Raw genomic sequence first — 24,229 nt, 5'->3', positions numbered from 1 at the left:
TTTTCTCTTAAAGACAGCTGAGGACGAAGCTTGAGCAAGCGGGGAAGCGACGCGCTTCTCCGCTTTTTCTTTGAAATCGGGTCGAAATCTTTTTCAGCCTGATTTCAAAGAGTTATAATAAAGCGTATGACCGGGCAACCGGATAAATATTTAGGAGGCAAAAGATTTATGGCAAAAATGACCGTAAAAGACATCGACTTAAAAGATAAGAAAGTCCTTGTCCGCGTAGACTTCAATGTCCCTTTGAAAGATGGCGTGATCACTGATGACACTCGTATCAAAGCGGCGCTACCTACGATCCAATACGTGATGGATCAAGGTGGTAAAGCGATCCTATTCTCTCACTTAGGTCGTGTGAAAACCGAAGAAGACAAAGCAGGTAAATCTTTAGCACCTGTAGCCAAACGCCTAGGCGAATTATTAGGAAAAGACGTAACCTTTGTTCCTGAAACTCGCGGTAAAGAATTGGAAGACGCAATTGCTGACATGAAAGACGGCGACGTATTAGTCTTTGAAAACACTCGTTTTGAAGATGTCGACGGCAAGAAAGAAAGCAAAAACGATCCAGAATTAGGTAAATATTGGGCTTCTCTAGGCGACGTATTTGTAAACGACGCTTTTGGTACAGCTCACCGTGCCCATGCTTCTAACGTAGGGATTGCTTCAACTGGTATCCCAACAGTAGCTGGCTTCCTAATGGAAAAAGAAATCAAATTTATCGGCGAAGCTGTCGAAGACCCTAAACGTCCTATGATTGCCATCCTTGGTGGTGCGAAAGTTTCTGACAAAATCGGTGTAATCGAAAACTTGATCCCTAAAGCGGACAAAATTTTGATTGGTGGCGGTATGACTTATACTTTCTACAAAGCTAAAGGAATGGAAATTGGAAACTCTTTAGTAGAAGCGGACAAAGTTGAATTAGCGAAAAGCTTACTAGAAAAAGCTGGCGACAAAATCGTCTTACCAGTGGACTCTATCACAGCTGCTGAATTCTCAAATGACGTACCAACTGAAGAACATACTGGTGACGTGCCAGTTGGTCAAATGGGCTTAGACATTGGTCCTGAAACAATCGCATTGTTTGCACAAACATTAGAAGGTGCAAAAACAGTGGTTTGGAACGGACCTATGGGCGTATTCGAAATGAGCAACTTCGCACGCGGTACAATCGGTGTATGTGAAGCAATCGCAAACTTGGAAGGCGCAACAACAATCATCGGTGGTGGCGACTCTGCTGCTGCAGCTGAACAATTAGGCTTTGCAGACAAATTCACCCACATCTCAACTGGTGGCGGTGCTAGTCTTGAATTATTAGAAGGTAAAGAATTACCTGGATTAGCAGCAATCAACGACAAATAAGTCAAATTACCCATTGATGGGAAAAGGAGTGCTTGATGCATGCGTAAACCAATTATTGCCGGAAACTGGAAAATGAACAAAACATTATCAGAAGCACAAAGCTTTGCGGAAGCAGTAAAAACTGCTGTTCCTTCAAAAGACGTTGTGGATTCTGTGATCGGTTCACCTGCTTTGTTCTTAGCACCATTAGCTTGGAGCTTGAAAGATTCTGACGTACAATTATCTGCTCAAAACTGCTTCTGGGAAAACGAAGGAGCCTACACTGGTGAAAACTCACCAGCAGCTATCGCTGACCTTGGCGTGCAATATGTGATCATTGGTCACTCAGAACGTCGTGAATATTTCCACGAAACAGATGCAGAAATCAATCAAAAAGCCAAAGCAATCTTCGCAAATGGCATGACACCAATCTTATGTTGTGGGGAGTCTTTAGAAACTTATGAAGCTGGTAAAACAGCCGAATGGATCGAAGGTCAAATTACAGCTGGCTTAGACGGCTTGACTCCTGGTCAAGTATCTAGCATGGTGATTGCTTATGAACCAATCTGGGCAATCGGTACTGGTAAATCAGCCGACGCTGAAATCGCAGACGAAATCTGTGGTGTGGTTCGTCAAACTGTTGCGAAAATCTATGATGGTGAAGTTGCCGACGCTGTTCGTATCCAATACGGCGGTTCTGTTAAACCAGAAAATATCGCAGAATACATGGCAAAAGAAAACGTTGATGGTGCTTTAGTTGGCGGCGCTAGCTTACAACCAGATTCATTCTTAGCCTTACTAAACGCGGTAAAATAAAACAATTGCACCAATTATCAATATCCACTACAATGGAACAAGGGACTTCCCTTAGTATATAAAACCAAAAGGAGAGACAAAACATGTCAATTATTACAGATGTTTATGCTCGCGAAATTTTAGATTCACGCGGCAACCCAACGATCGAAGTAGAAGTATACACAGAAAGCGGTGCTTTCGGACGCGGTATGGTTCCTTCAGGGGCTTCAACTGGTGAATACGAAGCAGTTGAATTGCGTGACGGCGACAAATCTCGTTACGGCGGTAAAGGTGTTCAAAAAGCTGTCGACAACGTGAACAACATCATCGCTGAAGGGATCATCGGCTACGATGTACGTGACCAAATGGCTATCGACAAAGCTATGATCGAATTAGACGGCACTCCTAACAAAGGTAAATTAGGCGCGAACGCAATCTTAGGTGTTTCTATCGCCGTTGCTCGTGCTGCTGCTGACTACTTGGAAGTACCTTTATATCACTACTTAGGCGGATTCAATACAAAAGTATTGCCAACTCCAATGATGAACATCATCAACGGTGGTTCTCACGCTGACAACTCAATCGATTTCCAAGAATTCATGATCATGCCTGTTGGCGCACCAACATTCAAAGAAGCGCTACGTATGGGTGCTGAAGTATTCCACGCATTGGCTGCTATCTTGAAATCTAAAGGTTTAGCTACTTCAGTTGGTGACGAAGGTGGTTTCGCACCTAACCTTGGTTCTAACGAAGAAGGTTTCGAAGTAATCATCGAAGCAATCGAAAAAGCTGGCTATGTACCTGGTAAAGACGTTGTTCTTGCTATGGATGCTGCTTCTTCAGAATTCTACGACAAAGAAAAAGGTGTTTACGTTTTAGCTGACTCAGGCGAAGGCGAAAAAACAACTGACGAAATGATCGCATTATACGAAGAATTAGTTGCGAAATACCCAATCATCTCAATCGAAGATGGTTTAGACGAAAACGACTGGGACGGCTTCAAGAAATTGACTGACGCTCTAGGCGACCGCGTTCAATTAGTTGGTGACGACTTGTTCGTAACAAACACTGAAAAATTAGCTGAAGGTATCGAAAAAGGTATCGCTAACTCAATCCTAATCAAAGTTAACCAAATCGGTACTTTGACTGAAACTTTCGAAGCAATCGAAATGGCTAAAGAAGCTGGTTACACAGCAGTTGTTTCTCACCGTTCTGGTGAAACAGAAGATTCAACAATCTCTGACATCGCTGTTGCAACAAACGCTGGCCAAATCAAAACTGGTTCTCTTTCACGTACTGACCGGATTGCTAAATACAATCAATTATTACGTATCGAAGACCAACTTGGTGAAGTTGCTGAATACAAAGGTTTGAAATCTTTCTACAACTTAAAAAACAAATAATCACCTTTAAAATACAACCTGTCTGAACCACAGGCGTGCCCGTACGCAAAAACCGCAGCTGAAAATGCTGCGGTTTTTTTATTATATGTATGAAAATCACCTGCTATGCGAGTGGTTCCAGAAAGCTTTCAGTCAAATCAAAACCTCAAGTTCACATTGGAGGCTATGATTCAATTTTGAAGAATAATGATTGCTTATATTAGCTCAAATAGCACAGCTATCAATCGGCTAAATAAATACTATGGGCCAGATGTATCATGCAGTGTACGCAATAATCTGTTAGAATTAAATCATATATTACTATAAAATAGAAAACGTAAATTTTATAATCAAGTTAGCCACCCAGAAAAAAATCATAGTGAAAAATCGTGTATTATTGGGGTTCCTACACCAAACCAATAAGGAGATTTTCACTATGACTTGTCAAAATTCTATCACACTTCGCCGCAAAGGTCAGCACCTAACAGAAGTTGAGCGCGGAAAAATCGCAGCTTGGCATTCTGAAGGGCTTTCCAATCGGAAAATCGCCAAACGGATCGGCGTAGCCCCGCAAACGATCCACAATGAGATCAAGCGGGGAGAATTAAAACAAGTCAAGAAAATCAACGGAAATTTACACTATTCCTACGGGTATAATGCTGAATATGCACAAAATCGATATCTGCTGAATCGTAAAAACTGCTGTCGGAAAGAGAAGTTCCCGTAAGTCCGGGCTTTCCTTTCTTACTTTGTGGATTGCTTCAAAACGAAGGGCTTCTCTCCAGATGCGGCAGTCGGTTTTGTGCGTCAGAACGGTCTGTTTGCCCCCCATGAGAGAATCAGTACAACGACACTCTACAGGTATATAGATGAACAACGTCTCGAGATTCGAAATATTCATCTTCAAATGAAAGTGACCCGTCGCACTAACAAAAAGCGCGTGGTGAAAAATCGCAAGTTGCTGGGAAAAAGCATTGAAGAGCGGCCACTATCAGTGGAATCTCGTGAAGAGTTCGGTCATTTTGAAATTGACACCGTCAATGGAAAACGTGATGGTTCGGAAACAGCTCTTTTAACGTTGACGGAACGAAAGACGCGTCTTGAGATCATTCGTGCAATCGATGCGAAAGACGCAGATTCAGTGACCTATGCGATCCAGCAGTTAATCAGTGAATACGGCTATTCTTTTTCTCATATATTTCGCTCAATCACCGCGGATAACGGCTCTGAGTTTGCCCAGTTGTCTGAGACGTTGACTGGACAATCAGAAGTCTATTTCACACACCCGTATACCTCGTGTGAACGTGGAACAAATGAGAATCACAATCGCATGATTCGACGTTATATCCCGAAAGGAATGAGTATCGACCAATATGATCGTGGGTTCATTCAACAGATTGCAGCAAAAATGAACCGGCTTCCCCGAAAGATCTTAAACTACGCAACTCCGGAACAATGCTTTGAACAAGCTCTTCAAATAGCGTTAAGTTGATTTGACAATGAGCCTCCTGCAGTATGCCCCCGTCTGGGAAGCCTGGCACTGCCAGCCTGTCCAATTCAGACTACCCTGCTGCAGCTCATAATCAATTCAACCACGGAATCTAGCAATAACACAGATATTTCACTTTTTTCGAAAAGTGGCTAACTTGTTCTTGAAATTTGGGGATTTATAATTAACTGCAATATTGATACAATTAAATTGTATTAGTGCAGCTGAGAGAAGAGAGCTTGCTGTATTTTTTAGCAAGTCCTCTTTTTTTATCAATATATTAAAATAAGGAGGCGCATTTTTTGATAGAGCCTTTAAGTAGTAAGTCAGATAACACTGATATAAATAATTTGTTACGACAATCGTCGAAGCTATTAAAAATTCTATTGATGGATCGAACGACCAATCGAAATATCATTTGGGCAACGAATACTTATGAAAAAATGGGTAAAGGGTATCGAGCAGCTGACAGCATCACGATGAAACATGTGTCGGGTGCTCAGTCCACGTTGATTCGTCCGCGTATCGAAAAAATGAAATATGAACAAAAAGACCGAACCAAAGGAAAAGCCGAAGTTTTTACCCCGACTTGGATTGTAAGATTACAAAATGATGTTGTCGATAAAGAATTTCAACATTTGTCATTAGAAGAATATGTTGAAAAAACTTGGCTTGAAATCACTTGTGGAGAAGCACCTTATATGGTGAGTCGCTATGATGCTGTGACTGGTCAGTTAATTTCAATTAGTGAACGTGTAGGATTTGTTGATCGAAAATTAAAAATAATCAACGAGGAAATTGATGATCCATCAGAATGGATTAGATTAGTGAAAAAAGCCTATCAAGCTAGTTTTGGTTACGAATATCAAGGTGATTCATTGCTAATTGCACGGGAAAATTTGCTATATACTTTTATTGAATATTATCAAGAAAAATTTCAGCATTTACCTGATGAAGAATTACAAGAAGAAATTGCCAAAATCATTAGTTACAATGTTTTTCAAATGGATGGGTTAAGAGATATTGTGCCATTAAGTGAGCTAAATAGTAATCTCGAGCAACTAGATTTATTTAGTGATTTTGAAGAATTTAAAGCATTGGATGAACCCAAAGGAATACCAGTTAAAATAAAGGACTGGAAAACAAATAGAATGATTGAGTTTCGGTCCTTGAAGGAGGAACAGAGATGAAGTTTGATGTAGTGATCGGGAACCCACCATATCAGGAAGAAGCGAAAGGAGAGAATACTGCGGGAATACCAATTTATCATAAATTTATTGATGAAGCTTATAAAGTTTCATCAATAACAGAATTAATTACACCAGCTCGTTTTTTATTCAACGCAGGCCAAACACCTACATCATGGAATCAAAAGATGTTGAACAATCCACATTTAAAAATTGTATTTTACAGCCAAGATAGCTCAAAAATATTTTCTAATACGGACATAAAAGGTGGCGTGGCAATTAGTTATCATGATGTAAATCAAAATTTTGGATCAATTGAAACTTTTATTTCTTATCCAGAATTGCAAAATATCATGAAAAAAGCTGCACCTGAAACATTATCGGAAAGTTTAGCTGAAATCATTTATACACAGACTAAATTCAATTTAGAAGAACTATATAAAAATTATCCTGAATATAAAAAAATTATTGGTAGTAAAGGGCAAGATAAACGATTTAGAAATAACATTTTTGAGAAGATCCCAGCTTTTACTGAAGAGCCTCAATCAGAAGACGATATCAAAGTTTTAGGTTTAGCTAATAAAAAGCGTGTATATCGTTACTTACCAAGGAAATTTGTAGATATGACGCATAAAAATCTTAATTTTTTCAAAGTTTTTGTACCTCGTTCTAATGGTTCTGGAGCTATTGGCGAGGTGTTATCGACTCCGCTTATTGGAGCTCCGCTTATTGGATATACACAAACATTTATAGGAATTGGTGCATTTACGAAAGAAAGTGAAGCAGAAAGTTGTCTGAAATATATAAAATCAAAATTTGCTAGAACTATGTTGGGGATTTTAAAAATTACTCAAGACAATAACCGAGATACATGGCGTAAAGTTCCTCTTCAAGATTTCACATTACAATCAGACATAAATTGGTCGCTCTCCATCCCAGAAATTGATCAACAACTTTACGCAAAATACGGTTTATCCGCTGATGAAATCAACTTCATTGAATCTAAAGTGAAGGAGATGAATTAAGTGAACATTACCCCGATGATTGAACCAAAGCGAGAAATCAAACCAACAATTTACGCTTATATTACTCCGACCAATACTGCTAAAGAAGGTTGGATAAAGATTGGTTATACGGATCGTGATGCGGATAAGCGGATTTGGGAGCAAACCCACACTGTTGGAATTGAGCCAAAAAAACTTTGGGCACACGAAGCACGTTTTAACGGTGGGGGTTACTTTTATGATCGAGATTTTCATACTTTTTTACAAAAAAATGGTGTAAGGCGCAATAAAGGAACGGAATGGTTCTATTTTAATGGGGAACCTGAAAAAGCACTAGCATTTTATCGTGAATTTGTTTTTAAAGATTACACCAAAGTTCAAAAAGAGCAACGGTTGACGTATCAACTCCGTGCAGAACAAGCCTTAGCAGTCAAGCAGACTCTGACATATGCAGAAGAAAATCCTAACGGTGAATTTTTATGGAATGCAAAGCCACGTTTTGGTAAGACTTTAGCTTCTTATGATTTAGTTCGTAATCTAGAAGCATTAAATGTATTGATTGTAACGAATCGTCCTGCAATTGCAAATTCTTGGTTTGATGATTTTACGAAATTTATTGCTTGGCAAACAGATTATAAATTTGTTAGTGAATCCGAGTCGCTAAAAGATCGTTCCCCAATGTCCCGTAATGAATATTTAGATTATGTCACAAGTAATGAAGATACAAAGCAAATTGCTTTTTTAAGTCTACAAGATTTGAAAGGATCACTATATTTTGGCGGTGGTTATGACAAGTTAAAATGGGTAGCTGATACAAGTTGGGATATTTTAATTATTGATGAAGCCCACGAAGGAGTAGATACCTTTAAAACAGATGTAGCTTTTGACAAGATCAAACGTCAATTTACATTGCATTTATCAGGAACACCTTTTAAAGCAATCGCCAAAGGAACTTTCAGTGACGATCAAATTTTCAACTGGTCCTATGAAGATGAACAAGCGGCAAAAGAAAATTGGGCTGAAGAGGATGAAGAAAATAATCCTTATGAAACACTACCGCAATTAAATATGTTCACGTATCAAATATCAAAAATAATTACCGAAGAAGTTAATCAAGGCATGATCTTGGAAGATGGTAATAATATCGACTTTGCTTTTGATCTAAATGAATTTTTTGCCACTAAAGAAGATGGGAAATTTATCCATGAAGCCGATGTAGTGAAGTGGTTAAATACATTGACTCAAAATGAAAAGTATCCTTTTTCAACTTCCGAGTTACGTAATGAACTAAAGCATACTTTTTGGATTTTAAATCGAGTAGCAAGTGCTAAAGCACTGAAAAAACTGCTAGAGAGTCATCCTGTTTTTGAAAATTATCAAATAATTTTAGCAGCAGGTGATGGGAGAGCAGAAGTTGAGGATGCAGCAGCAAATGAAACCGCTTTGAAGCGAGTGCGAGATGCCATTGAGAAGCATGATAAAACTATTACTCTTTCAGTAGGACAGTTAACAACTGGGGTAACGATTCCAGAATGGACAGCTGTGATGATGTTAAGCAATATGAAATCACCAGCACTATACATGCAAGCAGCATTTCGTGCGCAAAATCCGTATGTGTGGACAGAAAAAGTAAATGGTGAAGAAGTTCGTTATCAAAAACAAAATGCGTATGTTTTTGATTTTGCCCCTGAACGAACATTAATTATTTTCGATGAATTTGCCAATAACTTATCAACGCATACGGCAGCTGGTGGTGGTACAACTAAGGATCGTGAAGAAAATATTAAGCATTTATTGAACTTTTTCCCAGTTATTGGTGAAGATGCTGAAGGTAAGATGGTGGAACTGGATGCTGCTCAAGTCTTGACAATTCCAAAAGCAATCAAAGCAGCTGAAGTCGTGAAGCGTGGCTTTATGAGTAATTTGTTACTTGCCAATATTGCTGGGATCTTTCAAGCACCACAAGCAGCTTTGGATATTTTAGACAATATGGACTATGTTTCTCAAGGAAAAGTTACCAAACCAGAAGATAAAGCACCAATTGATACCAAAGAGATTGAAGTAACTGATGAAGGGCAAGCAATCGTTGAACCAGAAATCGTTATTACAAAAAGTGAAGCAATTTTTGGTGAAAAACAATATACAACGGAAAAAGTTCAAGATGTCATAGCCGAAACCCTAGTGCCTGTAGCTAATAAAAAGACTGCGGATGTTTTAGCTAAAAATATCATTCAATCTGTAGGAGAAATATTTAAGCCAAAAATTCAAGAAGTAAAAACTGAATATGGCATGACTACGGCAGCTACAAAAAAAATCGAGAAAAAAGTCGAAGAAGAAGTGAAGCGTTCTGTTGATAAAGCGAATGCTGATTTTATGATTGAAAAAGCTCATCTCGAAAATAACTTAAAAGAAGAAGTCAAAAAAGCGAATAATGAAGAAAAACGTGTAGCTGTAGAAAAAGAATACCAAGCGAAACTGGAAGAAGCTGTTGAAACCCATACAAAAGAGGTAGAAAAACGGGTAGTAGAAACAGTCGAAACAGTTCAAAAAGAAATTATTGAAACGCAAGAACGTAGAATAAAGAACCAAACAAAAACAGAAATCGAAGAAGATGTTCGCGGTCGTTTGCGCGGTTTTGCTCGAACGATTCCAAGTTTTATTATGGCTTATGGCGATGGCGGACTGACACTGGAGAACTTTGAGCAATACACTCCAGAAAATGTTTTTCAAGAAGTTACGGGCATTACCGTTGATCAGTTCTTATTCTTACGTGATGGTGGTGAATATGAAGAAAATGGCGAACAGCATTATTTTGCTGGGAAACTATTTGATGAAGTGGTCTTTAATGAATCCGTTCAAGAGTTCTTACGCAAAAAAGCTGAACTAGGGAATTACTTTGAAGAAAAAGATGAGGATATTTTTGATTATATTCCCCCACAAAAAACCAATCAGATTTATACACCAAAATGGGTTGTAAAAATGATGGTGGAAGATTTAGAGAAAGAAAATCCTGGCATTTATGATGATTCTAGTAAAACTTTCGCTGATCTTTATATGAAATCAGGACTATACATTACCGAAATCGTGAAAAAACTGTATAACAGTCCAATAATCAAAGCAGAATTTCCAAATGATAATGAACGAATCAAGCATATTTTAGAAAATCAAGTCTATGGTTTCGCTCCGACTGAGATTATCTACAAAATTGCGACGAATTTTATTTTTGGTAATTTAGACCAATCTATCAACCGTAACAACTTCTTACAAGAAGATACTGTCCCTTATGTAAAAAATGGCAGACTACAAGATTTAATTAACTCATCATTTGGAGAATAGGAGTAGGCAAGTGAAGGCAGATACAATTAAGTTTTTCGAATTTTTGGAACAAAAGAAAACCATTTTTAATATTCCCGTTTATCAGCGCAACTATGAATGGTCTAGTGAACAATGTACTCAATTGTTCGAAGACGTAGAAAAAATTATTCAGGATAATTTTTCTAGTAAGCATTTTTTAGGAACGATTGTATATGTAGACGAACGCGGACCTAAATTAAGTAAGTATTTTAATATAATTGATGGTCAGCAGCGAATTACAAGCTTTATGTTGTTTTTAAAAGCAATTGCGGATATTTCAAATGATGAAGAATTGTATAGTGAAATAGTCGATGATTATTTGAAAAATCCTAGAAGTGATGAAAACAACAAAATTAAATTACGTTCAGTTGAGAAAGATCGTTTTGTATTCCGCAAGATAATCGAGAATATGTCAATAGAAGAACCTTCTAAAGTCTACGAAAATTATCAACTTTTTGTAACAAAAATTAAAGCATCTGATTATGAACCACGAGACTTTTTTAATGCTCTAAGCATGATTGAAATTGTTTATATCGAGTTGAACGGGAATGATGAGTCAGAGAATCCACAAGTTATTTTTGAAAGTATCAATTCGACAGGTCTATCTTTGACTGCCTCTGATTTGATTCGTAATTTTCTTTTAATGGGAATCGATCACGAAACACAAAATCGTTTATATCAAGATTATTGGACTAAAATTGAAGAACGAATCCCTACCAATCAAATATCAACATTTAGTCGATTCTACTTAACGCTGAAATATGGTGCGACAGTTACTGAAAGTAGAGTGTATGAAGAGTATAAACGTTTTTTTAATTCAAATCGTTATTCTGCTGAAGTAGCTATCAAAGAACTTGAAAACTATTCTAAATACTTTCTTTGGCTAACTAGTGAAGAAATACCAGATAATATGGTGAATGAAAGAATTAAGAGAATCAATCAATTAAAATCAACAGTCACTTATCCATATCTAATGCAAATTCTAAAATTAGCAGATGATGGAGCATTGTCCTGGAAAGATGTAGGCATTATCTTTGAAACAATTGAATCTTTTTTGTTCCGGCGACTAATTACAGACAAGAAAACCAACGTTTTGAATAAAATGTTTGCTGCTTTGTCTCGTGAAATCTCGATTGATTGCGAAAAAGAACGCTTAATTCATGAGTTAGTAAGCAAGCGTGGAAATCAACTGTTTCCAAGAGATGAAGAATTTATAAATAGTTTTCAATCTATTGATATTTATAATCGTAAGAATAATTTAGTAAAATTGACTTTGGAAATGCTAGAATTATACCGCACTAAAGAACCTCTTGACTTTACTAAAATGCAAGTGGAACATATCTTACCACAAACGTTGACTAATGAATGGAAAGTGGAAGTCAAAAATGTAAATGAAGTAAAACTTAAATATGGTGATACAATTGGCAATTTAACTTTAACAGGGTATAATCCAGAATTATCAAATAAGATATTTAGTGAAAAAAGATTATTGTATAAAGAATCTAATATCTCGTTATCCCGAGACGTGGCTGAAAAATATCAGAGCTGGAACGCTTCGACAATTGAAAATCGGGGGAAAGAATTAGCTCGACAAGCATTGGAAATTTGGCGATTTCCTATACAGACGCAAAGTATTGAACAGCCTTCATTGTCAGGAGAACATTTTTTAGATGAAGAACTAAATATAACTGGTAGTAAGCCAAAGCTGCTGTCGATTGCTAACAAAGATCTAAAAGTTGATAGTTGGAAAAGATTATTGATAGGTTTCTTAGATTATGTATGGGAAATCGATAGCCAAACTTTTCTTAATCTAAAGAGAAAGGGAGCATTAAAACGTTTGTTTTCTAATAGGGATATTAGAAGTATTGGTAACCTGATGAATGGGGATACTGTAGAAACAAACTTTAGTGCAGAAACCATCCTTTCAATCATTAAAATTGTTGCTCTCGAATATAGTATATTCGATGACGTAAGTTATACAATTTGAGAAAGAGAACCATGACATACTTTGCCTATCAATGAGGAATAGTATCATTTGAAAATTTTATTATAAAATGAGCGTTTTACAAATAAATAGAGCGTGGATTAAGAATGTTTTATAATATATTTAGTTGAATTAGTGGGAGATTCTATTAGAATTTGTGTATAGAAGTGTTTCGAAAGATAAATTTTTCAGAGAATATTTCAGGGCTCTGACCAGTAATAGGGGCTTTTAGCTGAAGATAGAAGCCCCTATTTGCATTGTAGGTTTTGATTACTTAAATATCAGTGAATATTCATTGAATCAATCTGGTTCTGAGCCTTTACAATCAACATCATAGGTCGGCGTAGTTCATCTTTCATACCGGGTTCATCTAGCATGTTGGCAGGCGGCATCGGTTCTACTACGTCTAAAAGGGTAAAGTGATGTTTCAATAAGGTTTGTAGATAGGTCGTTAAAGTTCGGTGATACTTCATCACTTTTTCGCCTAAGAAGGTCGTTTCCCGTGAGCCTTCAAGAAAATAGGAATCAAGGGGATAGTGCAAGATTTCGCCATTATCATCATAATACCAATCTTCCGTACCTTCAGCGGTAAATGCGGGATGTTCTACAGAAAAAATCAGGGTACCTCCCGGTTTTAAATAGCTTTTGATATTTGCAATCAAACTGCCAAAATCAGCAAGATAGTGAATTGCTAGCGAGCTGATGACGATATCAAATGAAGCCGGCGGAAAAGTAACGGTGGCAATATCCGCTTTTAGGTAGTTTACCGGGTAGCCTTTGGTTTTGTCTTTGGCGACGGCCAGCATTTTTTCGGAGATATCGACACCCGTCACAGCCTTGGCATCGTGCTGAGCGGCATATTGACAATGCCAGCCATACCCACAGCCAAGATCCAAAACCGTTTTATCTGTGAAGTCGGGTAACAGTTTCTTTAGTGTTTGCCATTCTCCTGCGCCGGCTAAGCCTTTTTGACTGCGGGGCATTTCGCGATACTTGTTGAAAAAATTTTCGTCATCGTAAATAGTTACCAATTGTACTTCCTCCTTATTCTCTTGGTTGAATGATTGAACGAATTCTGACATTCTCACAGTCATCATGCTGATACAGCTACCATAATTTCATTATAACGGTTAACAAGCTCGCTTGTTATGCTAAAGATGCCATTATTTTGAAAAAACAGTGTTACTTTTGCCGCTCACGTAAGTAAGGTATACTATTAGCAAAGCGAAACTTTGATGAAGGAGGCACAATATGCTGATTGGTTTTATTATTCTTTTAGGGGCACTGATCGTCGGTCTGCACGTTTATGCAGGACATTTTTTTGCTCATGCAGCGCTGGAGCGGGATCACCCCTGGTATAAAGAAATGGGGCATAAGAAAATGAATCCTTCTGTTTATGAGGCAGGTGACCAAAAAATCGCGGCGATTGAAGCGATGCAGCAAGAACAGGGAGCGGCTTTTTGGGAGACCGGGGTTGATCTTACGATAGAAGAATCCGGCCAACTGGTTGCCCGTGTCTTTCGTCATCCGGAAAAACGCCCGTGGGTGATTTGTGTCCATGGCTATCGTTCGAATGGAAAGCGCGATATGGCCTATCCTGGTTATGAATGGTATCGCCGTGGCTATCAAGTGTTGATTCCAGATTTAAGAGCTCACGGGCGCAGCTCAGGCAAGATTATTGGCATGGGCTGGAACGATCGGCAAGATTTGATTGCCTGGTTGGCGGTGATTCGGAAGGAAGATCCTGAGGCGCAGGTGATTTTATATGGCGGGTCCATGGGGGCTTCGACGGTGATGATGGCAGCGGGAGAGTCACTGCCAACAGTTTCGCTGGTGATTGCGGACTGTGGTTATACTTCAGTCTACGAGGAATTTTATACCATGCTGAAGCAGGCCTTGAAGCTGCCACCGACGACGATTTTATGGGCAGCTGATCCGTTTATCCGCCAGTTAGCTGGCTTTTCGTTGAAGGAAGCCTCAGCAGTACGGAAATTACATCATTATCAAGGTCCTTTAATGGTGATTCATGGCACAGGGGATCATTTTGTCCCAGTGGAATTTGCCTATCAAGTGGTGGCGGCTTCTCAGGGGCCTAAAGAGTTGCATATTGTGGCGGAGGCGCCGCATCTTTCGGCTATTAGTTATGATCCGGCTTATTTTGACCGAATTGAGCAGTTTATCCGTTTGTACGGGACGCCAACCCCTTAGGATCACTACTCTTGACGAGTGTCAGGAGTGCCGGCACATAGAAAAGCCAGATCAATTGTTGAGGTATGCTAGTCAGGTCTAAGTGGAACAAATGGACCAGCGCGATGCAAGCGTCACAGGCTGCAAAACTCAGCATACCAAGTTTTAAATAGTTGGGAGCAAAACGCTGGGCAGCCAGCACATCCAGTAATAAGAAGCAGGCATAAAAAAGTGCGGCTCCGTAGTAAAGATTCCAGTGTAGAAAGAAGAAGGCTACTGGCACGCTGAGAAGTAGGTAGTGCCAATGAGCAAACCAACGACTGAGGTAGCACATATGGACGATACTGAATAGCAGCATCCCACTAACATTCGCCTGCGTAAAGAGCAGTAAAAAATCGGTTATGAGGGTCAGACCTAGTCCTACTTGAACGTAGCGTTTGTCAAGACTGGTTGCGGTGAGGCTGGTGACAAAGCAGACGATCACCACTGCGTATTTACAAAGATTACTGAGAAAAAGGGTGCGGGGGAATACTCCCAACACGACAAAAGCCAGTGTCAGACCGGCAATGATTTTATAAAAACGCATCTTCACCCCTCCGTTTCAACTTTTATAAATATTATAGCAAAAATAGGTCAAGACCGGTGGTAGCAAGGTCGCAGCATTGCACCTTGAAAAAGGTAAATAATTGCTTATTTCACAAGCGCTTGCTAAAATAAAGATAACAATGATTTTCTTAAAGGAGGTTTTGGTATGGACGGAAGTAAAATTAATGGTCAACCAGTGACCGAAGAAGGGTTAGTGGCTGCCGGCTATAAGAAATACAGCGGGGAAGACCTCGACATCTATTACAGTAAAGATATTTGTGCACACATCGGGAACTGCGTTCGCGGCAATCCGGATGTGTTTGAAGTAGGACGCAGACCTTGGATCATTACGGACAATGGGACAGTGGATGATGACATTCGAGTTATCAATACTTGCCCAAGTGGTGCTCTGAAGTATATTCGAAAGGATGGAAAATAAAAATGGAAATTAAAGAAGAAAAAAGTCGGTTTGTTTTATTAAATGATCAAGGTGAAGAAGCTGGAGAAATTACTTGGTCTAGTGCTGGTGACGATTTGATGATCGTAGACCATACATTTGTAGACCCAACTTACCGTGGTCAAAAATTAGCGGAAAAATTAGTGTTAGCAACAGTCGAAAAAGCTCGTCGTGACGATCAAAAGATTTTACCACTTTGCCCATTCGCTAAAAAAGAATTCAACGAAAAACCTGAATACGCTGATGTATGGCGTAAATAGTCTTTGAAGCGTAGAGATTAGAACAGAAGCGTCTATTTGGAAAGGGTCAGGGTCCGGGACATAACTTTTTGAGTTATATCCTAGGCTCTTTTTTTTGATTACCCCAATCGGAATTCACTAGAATTTGTGGGCGGGATATGCTAAAGTAGAATAGACAGATTCTGTAAGGAGGATAGCTGATGTATAACTTTTTGATTGGTGTGATTATTATCTTGTCTGTATTGATGATCATCACGATCATGATGCAGCCAAGCAAACAAAATAGTGCTGCCAGCGCATTTACCGGCGGAGCAGACAAACTTTTCGGTAAACAAAAAGCTCGTGGATTTGAAGCGGTCATGAAACGCTCAACTGCTGTATTAGGTGCAGCTTGGTTGATTGTCGCTTTCGTACTTGCCTTTTTATCATCTCGTTAATGAAGTCTCCTGTTGTAGGAGGCTTTTTTTAATGAAATTTGTCCAAGGTGTACAGTAACAAACCAAATTTCAAAAAGCAGATGCACAGGCGGAACGCTGAGAATATGATAAAATAGGCGGGAAGGAGTGGAATCGATGGAACGAAAAATCAATTTACCGAAACCCTTATTTGCACAACATGGCCCCCGCGCCGTTTTATTATTACATGCCTACTCTGGCAGTCCTAATGATGTTCGGATGATGAGCCGCTATTTAGAAAAATTAAATTACACGGTCTACTCGCCGATGTTCAGCGGGCATGGCACCTTAGATCCGCAGGACATTTTACATGAATCGCCTGAGCAATGGTGGCAGGATGCCCAAGCAGCAATTTCAAAATTAAAGACTGCTGGTTACCAAGAAATTGCGGTTTTTGGTCTCTCTATGGGGGGGATTTTTGCGATGCGTCTTTTGACGGAGGCCGATCCTAGCATCATCGGTGGCGGCTTGTTTTGTTCACCGATTTTCCCTACAAAGGAGACGCATGTACCGGAAAACTTCCTATTATACAGTGAAGAAGTGTTGAAGGTGGCGCAAGTGCCTGATGCCGATCAACGGTTAGCCGAAATCAAGGCAGCTCAGCCTGCGCAATTAAAAGCTATCAATCAGCAAGCGGCTCTGGCCGCTGCGAAACTTGCCACAGTCAAGGTGCCGGTTTTTCTGGCGCAAGCTGGGCAGGATGAAATGATCAATGCTTCTGGGGTCTTTGAAACCGCTGAGGCGCTGATTCAAACAGATTACCAATTGAATTGGTATCCTAACAGTACTCATGTCATCACGGTAGGAGTTGACCGGAAAAAATTAGAACGAGATGTCGCAGCTTTTCTAGCTGGACTTCCTTGGAATGAGGAAACGAAATGACAATAAAAACAGAGATTTTAACTTTTTTACAAACACATCCTAAGAGTTATTCAACCCAGGAACTGGCCCAAAATCTTGGCCTAAATAAAGCGAAAGACTTTAAACAGTTCGTCCAAACCTTAGCAACTATGGAGCGGGAACAGCTGATTGAGTTTAACCGTAAAGGCAAGGTTAAATTGCCTTTACAGCCTGTTTTAGTGGAAGGAACCTTCCGCGGCAATGAGCGCGGTTTTGGTTTTGTTTCCATTGAAGGGGAAGAAGAGGATATTTATATCGCCAAAGAAGATACAAACTTTGCCATGGATGGCGATACAGTAGCGATTGATATTTTACGTCCGCAAGACGTTTTTCATGACCGCGGCGCCGAAGGGAAAGTAGTCGAAGTACGGAAACGTGCGGTGGCCCAGTTAGTGGGAGAATTCACGGCCTATGAGCCTGAACAACAAGCGGAAACGGACTTGTATGGCGTGGTAGCGCCTAAAGATAAGAAACTAGGTGCTTTTAAGGTCTATATTGCGGCTGAGGGGATTAAACCGGTGGATGGCAGTATCGTGAGTGTCACGATTACCCACTATCCTGAAGAAGGCTATGCAAAAAGTTTGGAAGGCTTAGTGCTGAATGTAATCGGTCATAAAAATGATCCCGGGATGGATATTTTGTCCATCATTGTGGCCCATGGTATTCCCACGGCTTTTCCAACTGAGGTTTTACAAGCGGCGGATGCTATTCCTGATGAAATCGCGGAGGCTGATTTAAAAGGGCGCCGTGACTTGCGCGACCAAGTAATTGTTACGATTGATGGCGAGGACGCAAAAGACTTGGATGATGCCGTGACAGTCCGCAAACTGGCTAACGGTCATTATTTCTTAGGTGTTCATATTGCCGATGTTTCTCACTACGTCACTGAAAATAGTCAACTAGATCAAGAGGCCTATGAACGTGGTACCAGTGTTTATTTAACGGATCGCGTCGTGCCGATGATTCCGCAACGCTTATCAAACGGTATTTGTTCATTGAATCCTCGGGTTCCACGGTTGACCTTAAGCTGTGAAATGGAGATCGACAATCAAGGGCAAGTCGTAAAACACGAAATCTTCCCAAGTGTGATTCAAACCACTGCGCGCATGACCTATACGGCAGTTAATGGGATTCTAAGCGGTGATGAAGCCGTGCGCAGCGAGTATCAAGCTTTGGTGCCTATGTTTGAAGAGATGGCACAGCTGCATGAGATTTTAGAAACCATGCGGACCCGTCGTGGCGCAATTGCCTTTGAGGACCGTGAAGCAAAAGTAGTCGTAGACCCTAAAGGCCGTCCGTTAGAGATTCAACTGCGCAGCCGAGGTGTAGGGGAACGCTTGATTGAGTCCTTTATGCTGGCAGCCAATGAGACAGTGGCAAAGCATTTTGAAGATCAAAAACTGCCGTTTATTTACCGAATCCATGAGCAACCGAAAGAGGAAAAGATGCAGCGGTTCTTCGAATTTGCTGCAGCCCTAGGGATTGTGGTAAAAGGCACCAAAGAAGATATTCGACCCAAAGATTTGCAGAACGTGTTGAATTCACTTGTGGGCAAACCAGAAGAAGCGGTGCTGAATACGATGCTCTTGCGGAGTATGCAGCAGGCTCGTTATGCGGAAGACAATGTCGGTCACTATGGTTTAGCAGCAACGGATTATACCCACTTTACTTCACCAATCCGGCGCTACCCAGATTTAATCGTCCACCGTTTGATCCGCAGCTACGAAAAGGTGACGGCTGAGAAAAAAGCTCATTGGGAAGCAGTTTTGCCAGATATTGCCGATCATAGTTCAAAAATGGAACGTCGCGCCGTAGAAACGGAACGAGAAGTTGATTCCATGAAAAAAGCTGAGTTTATGGCTGAACATATTGAAGAAGAATTCGAAGGGATTATTAGCTCAGTGACCAAATTTGGTTTCTTTGTCGAGCTGCCTAATACCATCGAAGGCCTCGTGCATTTGAATCAGCTAAAACAGGATTATTTCCACTTTATTGAAAACCATTTAGCCTTAGTTGGAGAACGGACTGGCTTGACCTTTAAGATTGGTCAGCGCGTCAAAGTCAAAGTAACCAAAGCAGACCCTGAGACGCGGGAAATCGACTTCCAACTGTTAGAAGCGGAAGAGGTTGAACCCATCGAACGGAAGAATCCGAAAAAAGGTCGCAAGGATAAGCGGCCGCGTCGGGGTCAAAAAGACCAGAGCCACCGTGGGAAGCCAGAACGTTCGGCTGAAACTAAAAAAGGTAAAGGCAAAAATAAAGGGAAAAAACCTTTTTATAAAGGTGCCAAAAAATCTAAATCTAAAGGGAAAAACCGTTAGGAGGGACCGAGATGCCGAAAGAAGAAGGCAAATTGATCGCACAGAATCGTAAAGCGCGTCATGACTATACCATCATTGATACACTGGAGGCGGGAATCGTCTTGCAGGGGACTGAAATCAAATCAATTCGTAATAGTCGTATCAACCTAAAAGATGGTTTTGCTCGCATCCGTAACGGGGAAGCCTATTTGTACAACGTGCACATCAGTCCTTATGAGCAAGGCAATCTTTTCAATCATGACCCTTTACGGACTCGTAAATTGTTATTGCATAAAAAGCAGATTGCGCGTTTGATTGGTGAAACGAAAAATACCGGGATTACTTTAGTACCTTTAAAAGTCTATTTAAAGAACGGTTACGCAAAAGTGTTGATTGGACTGGCTAAAGGGAAGAAAACGTACGATAAGCGAGAAACACTGAAACGTAAAGATACTGACCGCCAGATTGCCCGTGCTTTGAAAGATCGAAATTAGTCATAGCCTCAAAATGTTCATTTGATTTGTGAGCATTTTGAGGCCTTTTTTTGTGAAAGGGATTTTATTTATTCTTTTTCGCATATTAGAGGACATTGCTTTCGCTTAGTAGTAAAATTTGATAGCATTGATAGCAACTGGGGCTTTTTCAGGGAATCACTGGTTCAGCCAGGGGGCGTTTTACTACCTTTTTACTGCAATTGTTCGTATAATTAAAGAGGATCTACCACGTGTCTTTCAACATTTTTGCAAAAATGTCAAATTTTCATGAAAATGTTTTGAAATTCTTAGATGATGGTGGTAAGATAGCCCATGGTTATTTCGCTAGTGTAGAAGAACTGGGAAATTCCTTGAAAAAATTGAGCCTTAAGAGGAAAAGAGGTGATACGATGTGGAAGAAAAGTCGCTGATTTTTCATATCGGACCGGTCTGGTTTGACGGTACCGTGTGTTTGATGGTCTTGCTAAGTTGCTTGATCGTATTCTTCACAGTATATTTCTGCACAAGAAATCTTCAAATGAAGCCAAAAGGAAAACAAAATGTGATCGAGATGCTGATTGATTTTGTCCGGGGAATCATTACCGATAACATGCCGCGTAAAGAAGTCAATAATTTTCATTTGCTAGCCTTTACGTTGTTTATGTTCCTACTGGTAGCCAATAATATTGGCTTAGTTACCAAAGTAGTAGTTGGAGATGATATCACCCTTTGGAAAAGTCCAACGGCTGATCCGATCGTCGATTTGACATTAGCCTTGATGATGATCATTTTGACCCATATGTTTGCAGTCAAACGTTTTGGAGTCAAAGGTTATATTGTCAACAGTTTCTTTAAACCTGTGGCCTTCTTGGCGCCGGTGAAAATTATTGAAGAATTTACCAACTTGCTAACACTGGCCTTACGTTTATACGGGAATATTTATGCTGGTGAAGTATTGCTGACCTTGATTGCGAACTTTGGTTCCGGTTTTGGTTGGACCATTCCGTTGGCGATCCCACTGGAAATGATCTGGTTGGCATTCTCAATCTTTATTAGTTGTATTCAAGCCTTCATCTTTGTCACTCTGTCCATGGTGTACATGAGTCATAAGATCGAAGTAGAAGAATAAAAAAGGAAAACAAAATTAGGAGGAACTAAACATGAATTATATCGCAGCAGCAATTGCAATTATGGGAGCCGCTATCGGAGCCGCTTATGGTAATGGTCAAGTTATTTCTAAAACGATCGAATCAATGACACGTCAACCAGAAATGTCTGGTCAATTAAGAACTACTATGTTTATCGGGGTTGCCTTGATCGAAGCTGTTCCAATCCTAGGTGTAGTTATCGCGTTACTTCTAGTATTTAGATAGTTAGTTGGAAGGCAGGGCGCCGCTTCGTCGGAGAACCGTCACTGCTTTCTTTCTATTTGTGAAAGGATGTGTAGCGAATGCTTAATCAATGGGTCGTTGCTGAAGTAGTTTCAGGACCTACGATGTTAGGAAATATCCTAGTAGTAACAGGTGCGTTTTTGATCCTCTTACTACTGATCAAAAAATTTGCATGGACGCAAATCAGCGACATGTTACAAAAACGTCAAGATAAAATCGCCAATGATTTAGACTCGGCTGAAAAATCAAAAATCGAAGCTGCACAGCTTGCGCGGCAACGTCAAGAACAACTGAATGCTTCTCGTTCAGAAGCTTCCGATATTCTAAAATCTGCCAAAGAAAGCGGCGAAAAAAGCCGTCAAAATATTTTGACAGAAACGAAGGACGAAGTTTCTCGTTTACGCCAAAAAGCGCAAACAGAAATCGACCAACAAAAACAAGAAGCTTTAGCTTCAGTTAAGGATGATGTGGCAGATTTATCTGTGAGCATCGCCGCAAAATTATTACAAAAAGAATTATCAGCCGATGCACATAAAGCGTTGATCGACCAATACATCACAGGATTGGGACAACAGCATGAAGCTCGATAAATATACAGTAGGCGCGCGTTATGGCAAGGCTCTGTTTGAATTGGCGCAGGCAGAGCAACAGACGGAACCCGTCTATCAAGAACTGATGCGCTTGCGAGCTATCTTTCAAGAAATCCCTGAAATCGGGGGCATCTTGACGGATAACCGCCTAGAACCAGATCAAAAAGCACACGTCGTCCAACCGTTGTTGGAAAACTTCGATGGCATCGTGCACAACTTTATCGGAGTCGTTTATAACTATAACCGGATGAACGACATTCCGTTGATGATCGCAGAATATGAGCGACGCTATGATGACTTCAATGGAGTTATCTTGGGGAAAGTCACCACCGCAGTTCCACTTGCTCCAGAGCAAAAAGAACAAATTGCGGCGAATTTTGCCCAACGTCTCGGTTATGAAAAAGCAGAGCTTGCAGAAGAAGTTGACGAATCCATCATTGGTGGGGTCATTGTAGAAGCCAACTATCACGTGGTTGATGGCAGTTTGAAAACACAACTGGCAAAAATCCACGAAGTACTGAAGCAAGCATAGTATACAAAGAGGTGAATTGAATGGCCATCAAAGCAGAAGAAATCAGTGCCTTGATCAAAGAGCAAATTGAAAATTATCAACAAGAGCTGTCTGTGGAAGAAATCGGTACAGTCACCTACGTAGGGGACGGCATCGCTCGTGCACACGGACTTGAAAATGCCATGTCAGGCGAACTATTGGAATTCTCTAATGGTTCATACGGAATGGCACAAAACTTGGAATCAAATGACGTTGGGATTATTATCCTAGGCGACTTCGAAACCATTCGTGAAGGCGATAAAGTCAAACGAACAGGTAAAATCATGGAAGTACCAGTTGGTGAAGCAATGATCGGTCGGGTCGTGAACCCTTTAGGTCAAGCTGTTGACGGACTTGGTGAAATCAAAACCGATAAAACACGTCCCGTTGAAGCACCAGCACCTGGTGTTATGGACCGTCAATCCGTTAAAGAACCAATGCAAACTGGTTTGAAAGCCATTGATGCCTTAGTTCCAATTGGCCGTGGTCAACGGGAATTAGTCATTGGGGACCGGAAAACTGGTAAAACTTCCATCGCCATTGATACAATCATCAACCAAAAAGGGCAAGACATGATTTGTATCTATGTTGCAATCGGACAAAAAGAATCAACCGTTCGGACGCAAGTGGAAACCTTGAAGAAATTCGGCGCAATGGATTATACCATCGTCGTAACTGCCGGTGCTTCACAACCAGCACCATTACTTTATATCGCGCCTTATGCTGGGACTGCGATGGGGGAAGAATTCATGTACAATGGCAAGCATGTTTTGATCGTCTTTGATGACTTGTCAAAACAAGCCGTGGCTTACCGTGAACTTTCCTTACTATTACGTCGTCCGCCAGGCCGTGAAGCTTACCCAGGGGATGTCTTCTATTTGCACTCTCGTCTATTAGAACGGGCTGCTAAATTGAATGACAAACTAGGCGGTGGCTCAATGACCGCTTTGCCATTCGTTGAAACACAAGCCGGTGATATTTCGGCTTATATTCCAACCAATGTCATTTCCATCACTGATGGTCAAATTTTCTTGGAAAATGATTTGTTCTATTCAGGTGTTCGTCCAGCCGTTGATGCCGGTTTATCCGTCTCACGGGTTGGGGGCTCTGCGCAAATCAAAGCCATGAAAAAAGTTGCCGGTACTTTGCGTTTGGACTTAGCCAGCTATCGTGAATTAGAAGCCTTTACGCAATTTGGTTCTGATTTGGATGCCGCTACCCAAGCAAAATTGAATCGTGGTCGCCGGACTGTTGAAATTTTGAAGCAAAAATTACATGCACCACTACCTGTTGAAAAACAAGTTGTGATTTTGTATGCCTTGACTCATGGTTTCTTAGATAGTATCCCAGTGAACCAAATCTTGGATTTCCAAGACCAATTATTCGACTCAATCGAAAGCAACCACAATGACTTGTTTGAAACGATTCGCACAACAAAAGATCTTCCTAAAGAAGAAGATTTGGATGCTGCAATCAAAGAATTCAAACAATTATTCAATGCGAACCAACCAGGAGCTAACACGTCTACTCGTGACAAATTGAAAAATATCGGAAATGCATAAGAGAGGT

General features: G+C 40.3%; 21 protein-coding genes and 1 pseudogene. 20 read left to right on the top strand and 2 right to left on the bottom strand.

All coding sequences use genetic code 11. The annotated features are described in order from the left end of the window. The first annotated feature begins 168 nt into the window (after nucleotides 1–168). The 8 genes and pseudogenes from ECA01S_RS05100 to ECA01S_RS05065 all read left to right on the top strand — a co-directional run bounded on the left by ECA01S_RS05100 (nucleotide 169) and on the right by ECA01S_RS05065 (nucleotide 12,536). Nucleotides 169–1,359 (top strand): phosphoglycerate kinase, encoded by a 1,191-nt coding sequence (locus ECA01S_RS05100; RefSeq protein ID WP_067392112.1) that lies wholly within the window; start codon nucleotides 169–171, stop codon nucleotides 1,357–1,359. A 39-nt stretch (nucleotides 1,360–1,398) separates the two neighbouring features. Continuing rightward, the gene (gene tpiA / locus ECA01S_RS05095; RefSeq protein ID WP_067392110.1) at nucleotides 1,399–2,154 is read left to right on the top strand and encodes a triose-phosphate isomerase; all 756 of its coding nucleotides are present in this window, start codon (nucleotides 1,399–1,401) and stop codon (nucleotides 2,152–2,154) included. 83 nt (nucleotides 2,155–2,237) lie between these two features. Next, entirely contained in the window at nucleotides 2,238–3,536 is a 1,299-nt protein-coding gene (gene eno, locus ECA01S_RS05090) for a phosphopyruvate hydratase (RefSeq protein ID WP_067392108.1), read from the top strand. Between the two features lie 415 nt (nucleotides 3,537–3,951). Continuing rightward, a pseudogene (locus ECA01S_RS05085) lies at nucleotides 3,952–5,007 on the top strand (IS30 family transposase). Nucleotides 5,008–5,306: 299 nt separating this feature from the next. Beyond that, on the top strand, nucleotides 5,307–6,194 hold the full coding sequence (locus ECA01S_RS14790; RefSeq protein ID WP_067392105.1) for a hypothetical protein: 888 nt from the start codon (nucleotides 5,307–5,309) through the stop codon (nucleotides 6,192–6,194). Continuing rightward, nucleotides 6,191–7,216 (top strand): Eco57I restriction-modification methylase domain-containing protein, encoded by a 1,026-nt coding sequence (locus tag ECA01S_RS14785; protein ID WP_067392103.1) that lies wholly within the window; start codon nucleotides 6,191–6,193, stop codon nucleotides 7,214–7,216. Before ECA01S_RS14790 ends, ECA01S_RS14785 begins: the two co-directional genes overlap by 4 nt. Nucleotides 7,217–7,231: 15 nt before the next feature. Next, nucleotides 7,232–10,531 carry a DEAD/DEAH box helicase family protein gene (locus ECA01S_RS05070; protein ID WP_067392262.1) on the top strand — a complete coding sequence of 1,100 codons (3,300 nt, stop codon included), beginning with the start codon at nucleotides 7,232–7,234 and terminating at the stop codon, nucleotides 10,529–10,531. 10 nt (nucleotides 10,532–10,541) lie between these two features. Continuing rightward, nucleotides 10,542–12,536, top strand: coding sequence for a DUF262 domain-containing protein (locus ECA01S_RS05065; protein WP_067392100.1), 1,995 nt, complete (start codon nucleotides 10,542–10,544; stop codon nucleotides 12,534–12,536). 278 nt (nucleotides 12,537–12,814) lie between these two features. Here the strand turns inward: ECA01S_RS05065 and ECA01S_RS05060 are convergent, their stop codons facing one another. Next, a complete protein-coding gene (locus tag ECA01S_RS05060; protein ID WP_067392260.1) occupies nucleotides 12,815–13,516 on the bottom strand; it encodes a class I SAM-dependent methyltransferase in 702 nt (233 codons plus the stop codon). A gap of 268 nt (nucleotides 13,517–13,784) precedes the next feature. Between ECA01S_RS05060 and ECA01S_RS05055 the strand changes: the two genes are divergently transcribed. Beyond that, the gene (locus tag ECA01S_RS05055; RefSeq protein ID WP_067392098.1) at nucleotides 13,785–14,741 is read left to right on the top strand and encodes an alpha/beta hydrolase; all 957 of its coding nucleotides are present in this window, start codon (nucleotides 13,785–13,787) and stop codon (nucleotides 14,739–14,741) included. On the opposite strand, the gene ECA01S_RS05050 is transcribed toward ECA01S_RS05055, so the two are convergent. Next, nucleotides 14,710–15,306 (bottom strand): hypothetical protein, encoded by a 597-nt coding sequence (locus ECA01S_RS05050; protein WP_067392090.1) that lies wholly within the window; start codon nucleotides 15,304–15,306, stop codon nucleotides 14,710–14,712. The two genes, ECA01S_RS05055 and ECA01S_RS05050, sit on opposite strands and share 32 nt — an antisense overlap. A gap of 165 nt (nucleotides 15,307–15,471) precedes the next feature. On the opposite strand from ECA01S_RS05050, the gene ECA01S_RS05045 reads away from it, so the two are divergent. The 11 genes from ECA01S_RS05045 to atpA all read left to right on the top strand — a co-directional run bounded on the left by ECA01S_RS05045 (nucleotide 15,472) and on the right by atpA (nucleotide 24,222). Continuing rightward, a complete protein-coding gene (locus ECA01S_RS05045; protein WP_067392087.1) occupies nucleotides 15,472–15,744 on the top strand; it encodes a (4Fe-4S)-binding protein in 273 nt (90 codons plus the stop codon). 2 nt (nucleotides 15,745–15,746) lie between these two features. Continuing rightward, entirely contained in the window at nucleotides 15,747–16,022 is a 276-nt protein-coding gene (locus ECA01S_RS05040; RefSeq protein WP_067392086.1) for a GNAT family N-acetyltransferase, read from the top strand. 179 nt (nucleotides 16,023–16,201) lie between these two features. Beyond that, the gene (gene secG, locus ECA01S_RS05035; protein ID WP_067392083.1) at nucleotides 16,202–16,438 is read left to right on the top strand and encodes a preprotein translocase subunit SecG; all 237 of its coding nucleotides are present in this window, start codon (nucleotides 16,202–16,204) and stop codon (nucleotides 16,436–16,438) included. A 135-nt stretch (nucleotides 16,439–16,573) separates the two neighbouring features. Next, the gene (locus tag ECA01S_RS05030) at nucleotides 16,574–17,338 is read left to right on the top strand and encodes an alpha/beta hydrolase (RefSeq protein ID WP_067392081.1); all 765 of its coding nucleotides are present in this window, start codon (nucleotides 16,574–16,576) and stop codon (nucleotides 17,336–17,338) included. Next, on the top strand, nucleotides 17,335–19,677 hold the full coding sequence (gene rnr / locus ECA01S_RS05025; RefSeq protein ID WP_067392079.1) for a ribonuclease R: 2,343 nt from the start codon (nucleotides 17,335–17,337) through the stop codon (nucleotides 19,675–19,677). Before ECA01S_RS05030 ends, rnr begins: the two co-directional genes overlap by 4 nt. An 11-nt stretch (nucleotides 19,678–19,688) precedes the next feature. After that, on the top strand, nucleotides 19,689–20,150 hold the full coding sequence (gene smpB, locus ECA01S_RS05020) for an SsrA-binding protein SmpB (protein ID WP_067392077.1): 462 nt from the start codon (nucleotides 19,689–19,691) through the stop codon (nucleotides 20,148–20,150). A 391-nt stretch (nucleotides 20,151–20,541) separates the two neighbouring features. Then, nucleotides 20,542–21,258 (top strand): F0F1 ATP synthase subunit A, encoded by a 717-nt coding sequence (gene atpB, locus ECA01S_RS05010; protein ID WP_067392073.1) that lies wholly within the window; start codon nucleotides 20,542–20,544, stop codon nucleotides 21,256–21,258. 31 nt (nucleotides 21,259–21,289) lie between these two features. Beyond that, on the top strand, nucleotides 21,290–21,502 hold the full coding sequence (gene atpE, locus ECA01S_RS05005) for an ATP synthase F0 subunit C (protein WP_067392070.1): 213 nt from the start codon (nucleotides 21,290–21,292) through the stop codon (nucleotides 21,500–21,502). Between the two features lie 77 nt (nucleotides 21,503–21,579). Continuing rightward, a complete protein-coding gene (atpF, locus tag ECA01S_RS05000; protein WP_067392059.1) occupies nucleotides 21,580–22,110 on the top strand; it encodes a F0F1 ATP synthase subunit B in 531 nt (176 codons plus the stop codon). Further along, nucleotides 22,097–22,642 (top strand): ATP synthase F1 subunit delta, encoded by a 546-nt coding sequence (gene atpH / locus ECA01S_RS04995; protein ID WP_067392054.1) that lies wholly within the window; start codon nucleotides 22,097–22,099, stop codon nucleotides 22,640–22,642. Before atpF ends, atpH begins: the two co-directional genes overlap by 14 nt. Before the next feature lie 20 nt (nucleotides 22,643–22,662). Further along, nucleotides 22,663–24,222, top strand: a complete 1,560-nt coding sequence (atpA, locus tag ECA01S_RS04990) for a F0F1 ATP synthase subunit alpha (protein WP_067392052.1) — start codon at nucleotides 22,663–22,665, stop codon at nucleotides 24,220–24,222. The last annotated feature ends 7 nt before the right edge of the window (nucleotides 24,223–24,229 follow it).

It is taken from the genome of Enterococcus canis NBRC 100695 (genome assembly GCF_001544375.1).
Lineage (GTDB): Bacteria > Bacillota > Bacilli > Lactobacillales > Enterococcaceae > Enterococcus_H > Enterococcus_H canis.
The sequence above is the reverse complement of the archived record's forward strand: the minus strand, read 5'-3'. Positions and strand labels throughout refer to the sequence as shown.

Bases quoted from the DNA above. Each gene is read 5' to 3' on its own strand.
- ECA01S_RS05100 (WP_067392112.1), top strand. From the start codon at position 169: ATGGCAAAAATGACCGTAAAAGACATCGACTTAAAAGATAAGAAAGTC.
- tpiA (WP_067392110.1), top strand. From the start codon at position 1,399: ATGCGTAAACCAATTATTGCCGGAAACTGGAAAATGAACAAAACATTA.
- eno (WP_067392108.1), top strand. From the start codon at position 2,238: ATGTCAATTATTACAGATGTTTATGCTCGCGAAATTTTAGATTCACGC.
- ECA01S_RS14785 (WP_067392103.1), top strand. From the start codon at position 6,191: ATGAAGTTTGATGTAGTGATCGGGAACCCACCATATCAGGAAGAAGCG.
- ECA01S_RS05070 (WP_067392262.1), top strand. From the start codon at position 7,232: ATGATTGAACCAAAGCGAGAAATCAAACCAACAATTTACGCTTATATT.
- ECA01S_RS05060 (WP_067392260.1), bottom strand. From the start codon at position 13,516: ATGCCCCGCAGTCAAAAAGGCTTAGCCGGCGCAGGAGAATGGCAAACA.
- ECA01S_RS05055 (WP_067392098.1), top strand. From the start codon at position 13,785: ATGCTGATTGGTTTTATTATTCTTTTAGGGGCACTGATCGTCGGTCTG.
- ECA01S_RS05050 (WP_067392090.1), bottom strand. From the start codon at position 15,306: ATGCGTTTTTATAAAATCATTGCCGGTCTGACACTGGCTTTTGTCGTG.
- ECA01S_RS05045 (WP_067392087.1), top strand. From the start codon at position 15,472: ATGGACGGAAGTAAAATTAATGGTCAACCAGTGACCGAAGAAGGGTTA.
- ECA01S_RS05040 (WP_067392086.1), top strand. From the start codon at position 15,747: ATGGAAATTAAAGAAGAAAAAAGTCGGTTTGTTTTATTAAATGATCAA.
- secG (WP_067392083.1), top strand. From the start codon at position 16,202: ATGTATAACTTTTTGATTGGTGTGATTATTATCTTGTCTGTATTGATG.
- ECA01S_RS05030 (WP_067392081.1), top strand. From the start codon at position 16,574: ATGGAACGAAAAATCAATTTACCGAAACCCTTATTTGCACAACATGGC.
- rnr (WP_067392079.1), top strand. From the start codon at position 17,335: ATGACAATAAAAACAGAGATTTTAACTTTTTTACAAACACATCCTAAG.
- smpB (WP_067392077.1), top strand. From the start codon at position 19,689: ATGCCGAAAGAAGAAGGCAAATTGATCGCACAGAATCGTAAAGCGCGT.
- atpE (WP_067392070.1), top strand. From the start codon at position 21,290: ATGAATTATATCGCAGCAGCAATTGCAATTATGGGAGCCGCTATCGGA.
- atpF (WP_067392059.1), top strand. From the start codon at position 21,580: ATGCTTAATCAATGGGTCGTTGCTGAAGTAGTTTCAGGACCTACGATG.
- atpH (WP_067392054.1), top strand. From the start codon at position 22,097: ATGAAGCTCGATAAATATACAGTAGGCGCGCGTTATGGCAAGGCTCTG.
- atpA (WP_067392052.1), top strand. From the start codon at position 22,663: ATGGCCATCAAAGCAGAAGAAATCAGTGCCTTGATCAAAGAGCAAATT.